Genomic DNA, 5683 nt, shown 5'->3' with positions numbered 1-5683 from the left:
CTCGGTCCACGAACACCAGGCATCCACCCGCGGGGCGCGGCGCGAGGACGGATCGTCGTCTCGGCGGTCGCTTGGGGGTGAGGCGGCGATCGGGCGCCGGTGGGACGGCGAATCGTCGGGTCGTGCTCGGGTACCTCGTGAGAAGGCGAACCTCGGGCCGGCCCTCCCGCTTCCCCGCCGCTGCGTCCCCGCTCCCCCGTTCCCGGACGCGCGTTAGCGGGTCGATCGGACGGCGTGCGTGCGTATACATCGTCCACAATGATTTACTGGTAGACGATGCCGCTTCCCAAGCAGATCGATTTCGTCACCCTCGACGTCTATGGCACCCTGATCGACTGGGAGTCGGGGATCGTCGACGCGTTCGTCAAGGAGGCCGGCCGCGACGGGTTCACGATCGATCGCGACCTCGTGATCCGGCTCTTCCACGAGAAGCACCGCGAGATCGCCGCCGGCAGCTACGAGCTCTACGCCGAGGTCCTCCGCCGGGCCGCCCGCGAGGTCGCCGAGGAGATCGGCTGGGACGACCTGCGCCAGGAGCCGGCGCGCGCGAACTTCCTGCCGAACTCGGTCGAGCGCTGGCGTCCGTTCCGCGAGACCATGCCGCAGCTGCGCAAGCTCGGCAAGGAGTACAAGACCGGGCTGGTCTCGAACATCGACGACAAGCTGCTCGGGCTCACCCGCCGTCACATCCCGCACGACTTCGACCTCGTCGTGACGGCCCAGCAGGTCCGCTCCTACAAGCCGGACCCCGCGCACTTCACCGAGATCGCGCGCCGCCAGGGCAGCAAGAAGAACTGGGTCCACATCGCGTCCGGCTACCACAGCGACGTCGAGCCCTGCCTGAAGGCGAAGATCCCGGTGATCTGGATCAACCGCACCGGCGAGCGGCTGGATCCGAAGGCCAAGCGTCCGACCGAAGAGGTCAAGACGCTGCTCGACGCGATCCGCGTCCTCGGCCTGAAGTAGCGCGCGAGCGGCGGCTCCGGCCGCCGCGTCGACGGCGATCGGCCGTCGCACGCGGGACCGCGTCCGCCGCCTGTCATCGTCATCGCCGTGCGCGCGCTCGCCGTTCATCCCGACGTCCTCGTCGTCGTCTCCCGCGTCTGGCAGACGACCGCCGCGCTGGTCCGGGCACCGGCCGCGACCGGCGACGCCGGCGCCGACCCGGCGGCCGCGCTGGCCGGCGCCACCGCCGCCCCGCGCGAGGCGTTCCTCGTCGACTCGCCCGTCTACCCCGACGAGCTGGAGCTGACGGCGCAGGTGGCCGACCAGGCCGGGTTCGCCGTCGCCGGGCTGCTGGCGACCCACGGCGACTGGGACCACCTGCTCGGCCGGCTCGCCTTCCCCAAGGCCGCCCTCGGCGTCGCCGAGACGACCGCCGCGCGGCTGACCGGCCGCTCCGGCGACGCGGTCCGCGAGCTGCGCGCCTTCGACGCCGAGCACTACGTCGCCCGCGAGGGCGCCCTCGGCCTCGGCGAGCTGCAGTCGCTGCCGGTCCCCGGCAAGGTCGAGCTCGGCGCCGCGGGCCCCGGGCAGCGTCACGAGCTGGAGCTGCACCCGGCCGCCGGCCACACCGCCGACGGGATGGCGATCTGGGTCCCGTGGGCGCGGGTCCTGATCTGCGGCGACTACCTCTCCCCGGTCGAGATCCCGACCTGGACCGCGGCCGACGGCTCGCGCAGCGCCTACCGCGCGACCCTCGAGGGGCTGAAGCCGCTGGTCGAGCAGGCCGACTGGGTGATCCCCGGCCACGGCGGGCCGATCGACGCCCAGCGCGCGCTGGCGATCTGGCGCGAGGACGTCGCCTACGTCGAGGACTGGAAGCTGCCGCTCGCCCGCAGCGACCGGCGGCAGAAGCAGCTCCACGAGGGGAACCGCGCCGCGGGCTGAGTCGGGCGGCCGATCGCCAGCGAACGCCTCTTCGCACCCGTTGGGTACCAAGATGCGCGCCGTCCCGGGTCGTCCACGCCAGCGCAGGTGGTCGGCGCGGCCCACGGGTGGAACGTCGGGCCGGTGAGCAGCAGCGGCGCCAGGACCACCGCGAACATGATGTTGATGACGCCGCCGCCGCCGCCGCCGGCGCGACGGCGACGGCTGTCCGGCCCGGCGAGCGCGTATCGGGGCCGGGGGACGGGACGTCGGGGACCACAGCGGACAGCCTAGGCCCCGCGGTGGGCGGCGATGCGCCAGGACGCGCGCCGGTCGCCCGCGCGTGGTCGGCACGGGCCGGCCGGCGCGGCCCGCCACACTGAAGGGGATGGCCCGCTCGACCTCGTCCGCTCCCTGGCGCCCGCTGCTCGACGCGGGCGCCGAGGACGAGCGGCTGGTGGCCCGCTCGACCGAGCGCGCGCGGGCGCCGCGGCTGGAGCCGATCCCGGCCGATCTGCACCCGGACCTGGTCGCGGGCCTGCGACGGCGCGGCGTCGAGCAGCTCTACGGCCACCAAGCCCGCGCCGTGGCCCTGCCGGCAGAGCGGCCGTTCGTCGTCACCACCGGCACGGCGTCGGGCAAGTCGCTCTGCTTCCAGCTGCCGGCGATCGAGGCGCTGCTGCGGGCTCCGCGGGCGCGGGCGCTCTTCCTCTACCCGACCAAGGCGCTGGCCCAGGACCAGGCGCGGTCGCTGCATGCGTTCGGGCTCGGCGACCGGCTGCGGGTGGCGATCTACGACGGCGACACCCCGCGCGAGGCCCGTCGGGACGTCCGCCGGCGGGCCAACGTCGTGCTCACCAACCCGGACATGCTGCACGTCGGGATCCTGCCGCGGCCCGACCTCTGGAGCGAGTTCCTGACCCACCTGCGGGTGGTCGTGATCGACGAGGCGCACGTCTACCGCGGCGTCTTCGGGTCGCACGTCTCGAACGTCCTGCGGCGACTGCGGCGGGTCGCCGAGCGCCAGCAGGCGGGCCGCGTCGCGTCGCTGGCCCGGGCCTCCGGCGCCGGCCAGGTCGGCCTGGAGCTGCCGGGGACCGCGGCCGGCCCGCGCTTCCTGCTGGCGTCGGCCACGATCGCCAACCCGGTCGAGCACGCCCAGGCGCTGACCGGGCTGCCCGACGTCGCCCTGATCGACGAGGACGGATCGCCCGGCGTCACGCGCCAGATCGCGATGTGGAACCCACCGCTGTTCGACGAGGACGACGACGCGGTCGCGGTCGCCCGCCGGGTCCGGCGCGAGGACGGCGTCGCCCAGGCTCCGGCGTCGAATCCCGACGTCGAGCTGCTGGACGCGTCGGAGCTGATCGCCGGCCGTCGTCGGCGCTCGGCTCTCGGCGAGTCGGCCGAGATGCTCGCCGACCTGGTCGTCGCGGGCGTGCGCACGATCTGCTTCGTCCGCAGCCGCAAGGGCGTCGAGGTGGTGGCGCGGATGGCCGCCGAGCAGCTGCGCGAGCGCGACCGTCCCGACCTGGCGCGCCAGGTGATCGCCTACCGCGCCGGCTACACGACCGGTCAGCGCCACGAGCTGGAGCAGCGGCTGGTCGACGGCGAGGTCCGCTGCGTCGTCGCGACCACCGCGCTCGAGCTGGGGATCGACATCGGCGAGCTCGACGCCTGCGTCGTCGTGACGTTCCCCGGCACGGTCGCGTCGCTGCGGCAGATGTGGGGCCGGGCCGGGCGTCGCGGCCACGGGCTGGCGGTCTACGTGGCCGGCGAGGACGCGCTCGACCAGTACTTCTGCCGCCACCCCGGCGAGTTCCTCGGCCGGCCGGTCGAGGCGGCGATCCTCCACCACGAGAACGAGCCGATCCACCTGGCCCACCTGCTCTGCGCCGCCCACGAGGCGCCGCTCGACGAGCGCGACGCGGCGACGCTGGGGCCGCGCTGGCGGACGTTCGCCGAGCAGCTGGCCGAGCGGGGCGACCTGCGCGAGCGCGGCGGCGTCTTCCGGCTGGCCGGCGGCGATCGCTTCCCGGCCGGCGAGCTGGGGCTGCGCAGCGCGACCTCGCAGCGGGTGGTGATCGTCGACGGCACGACCGGCGAGGAGCTCGGCCACGTCGAGCACGACAAGGCCCCGTCGACCGTCCACCAGGGCGCGGTCTACCTGCACCTGGGCCAGCAGTACGAGGTCCAGGACCTCGACCTCGACCGCGGGTTCGCCGTCGTCGAGCCGTTCTCCGGCAACTGGTGGACCGAGCCCAAGCGCGAGATCGACGTCAGCTTCGAGCAGCTGCTCGACCACCGGACCGTCGCCTCGGCGGCCGGCGAGGTGCCGCTGTCGTTCGGGGTCGTGACCGTCACCGACACGGTCCTCGGCTACCAGCGGCGCAAGGTCGGCAGCGGCGAGATGATCGACCTGCGGACGGTCGACCTGCCGTCGGTCTCGTTCCGGACCGAGGCGGTCTGGTACGAGCCCGGGGCGCTGCTCGGCATCGATCCGCGGGTGCCGGTGGCGGGCGGGCCCGGCGGCGCGGGAGCGGCGGTGCCGTGGGGCGCGTTCCCGTCCGAGCACCTGCTGGGCGCCCTGCACGCGGCCGAGCATGCCCAGATCGCGGTTCTGCCGCTGCTGGCGATGTGCGACCGCTGGGACGTCGGCGGGCTCTCGACCAACCTCCATCCGCAGTCGGCGGGGCCGGCGATCATCGTCTACGAGGGCCACGTCGGCGGGGTCGGGATCGCGCGCCAGGGGTTCCTGCGGTTCGAGCGCTGGGTCGACGACGCCCGGACCCTGATCGCCGAGTGCCCGTGCGAGTCCGGCTGCCCGTCCTGCGTCCAGTCGCCGAAGTGCGGCAACCTCAACGAGCCGCTGCACAAGGCCGGGGCGCTGGAGCTGCTGGCCCGGCTGTCGGCGCCGGTCCGCGAGTGACCGCATCCGGCCCGACCCTGCTCGGGCGCGAGGCGGATCTCGCCACCGTCGACCGCGCGCTCGACGAGATGCTCGGGCAGGTCGTCGGGCGGCTGATCGTGATCGAGGGTCCGGCCGGCGCCGGCGCCACGAGCCTGCTGGACGCGATCTGCGCGCGGGCGGCGGCGCGCTCGGTCCCGGTCGCGCGGGCGACGGGCGACGAGCGCTCGCGGACCGTCCCGTTCGCCGTCGCCGTCGGGCTGTTCGCCGGCCACCTGCAGGCCGCCGGCCCGGGACGTCGCGGGGCGCTGCTGGCCGACCGCGCGGCGCTGGCCACGCCGCTGTTCGGTCCCGACGGCTGGTCGCCGCCGGACGACCACGACGGTGGCGGCCTGGTCGAGGGCCTGTACTGGCTGGCGGGCCAGATCGCCCGCTCCGACCCCGGTCGGCGAGCGCCGGGCCTGCTGATCGCGGTCGACGACGCGCACTGGTGCGACCACGCGACGCTGCGGCTGCTGGCGCGGCTGACGCTGCGGATCGAGCAGCTGCCGCTGGTGGTGGCGATTGCCGCCCGCGAGGGGGCGCCGTCCGACGACGACCTGCTGGAGCGGCTGCGCGGCCATCCGCGCGCCGAGATCCTGCGCCCGGCGCCGCACGACGCGGCGGCGATCGCGACCCTGGTCGGCGCGCGGCTCGGCCGCGCCGGGGACCCCGAGCTGGTTCGCGCCTGCCTGCAGGCGACGGGCGGCAACCCGTTCCTGGTCGAGGAGTTCCTCGCCGCGTTGGCCGTCGACGGCGTGCCCCGGGGAGCGGTCGGCGCGCTCGCCGCCGGCGGAGGCGCGGTCGCCGGTGCCAGCGAGCGGGCGGTCGCGATCCGGCTCGAGGCCGTCGGCGCGGCCGGCCGGC

Annotated in this window: 4 protein-coding genes; all 4 read left to right on the top strand. The window is 75.2% G+C overall.

Annotation, left to right across the window (positions count from 1 at the left end; genetic code table 11):
- Positions 1 to 276: 276 nt before the first annotated feature.
- A complete protein-coding gene (locus PAI11_RS23340) occupies positions 277 to 966 on the top strand; it encodes an HAD-IA family hydrolase (protein ID WP_007579482.1) in 690 nt (229 codons plus the stop codon).
- Between the two features lie 87 nt (positions 967 to 1053).
- Positions 1054 to 1890 (top strand): MBL fold metallo-hydrolase, encoded by an 837-nt coding sequence (locus PAI11_RS23335; RefSeq protein ID WP_007579481.1) that lies wholly within the window; start codon positions 1054 to 1056, stop codon positions 1888 to 1890.
- A gap of 367 nt (positions 1891 to 2257) precedes the next feature.
- Positions 2258 to 4798: a DEAD/DEAH box helicase gene (locus PAI11_RS23330; RefSeq protein ID WP_007579479.1), complete on the top strand. Its 2541-nt coding sequence runs from the start codon at positions 2258 to 2260 to the stop codon at positions 4796 to 4798.
- Positions 4795 to 5683 (top strand): AAA family ATPase (locus PAI11_RS23325; protein WP_040601521.1); only part of this gene is annotated, 889 nt, incomplete at its 3' end. The genes PAI11_RS23330 and PAI11_RS23325, both read left to right, overlap by 4 nt.

It is taken from the genome of Patulibacter medicamentivorans, assembly GCF_000240225.1.
Classification (GTDB): Bacteria; Actinomycetota; Thermoleophilia; order Solirubrobacterales; family Solirubrobacteraceae; genus Patulibacter; species Patulibacter medicamentivorans.
The sequence above is the reverse complement of the archived record's forward strand: the minus strand, read 5'-3'. Positions and strand labels throughout refer to the sequence as shown.

Coding starts and splice junctions, on each gene's coding strand:
- PAI11_RS23340 (WP_007579482.1), top strand. CDS start 277: ATGCCGCTTCCCAAGCAGATCGATTTCGTCACCCTCGACGTCTATGGC.
- PAI11_RS23330 (WP_007579479.1), top strand. CDS start 2,258: ATGGCCCGCTCGACCTCGTCCGCTCCCTGGCGCCCGCTGCTCGACGCG.